This is a genomic window from Photobacterium sp. R1 (assembly GCF_054600795.1).
In genome coordinates, this window is the sequence record NZ_BAAHZP010000979.1 from 1 (window position 1) to 236 (window position 236).

The following is a 236-nucleotide window of genomic DNA, read 5'->3' on the forward strand; positions in this document are numbered from 1 at the left end:
CCTGAACCTGCCATTTTGTTCGCCCGTTGAATGAGATCAACGGAGGTGTGGTGCTTTTTAGCCAGTACGCTCAGGCTGTCACCGGCCTTGACTTGATAGCGCACGACTTTCATGCCCTGCCGGCCATTCTCTTCAAAAGATTGATTGAAGGTCGCGACATTAGCTACCGGTAGCAGAAGGTGGGTCTGACCTTCGGGGGCGGTTGCCCACTGATTATAAGCAGGATTGAGCGATTT

At 52.5% G+C, this 236-nt stretch carries 1 protein-coding gene; it reads right to left on the bottom strand.

Annotation, left to right across the window (positions count from 1 at the left end; all coding sequences use genetic code 11):
- On the bottom strand, positions 1-236 hold a 236-nt coding region (locus ACYP03_RS27985; protein ID WP_459782931.1), incomplete at both ends, for a LysM peptidoglycan-binding domain-containing protein.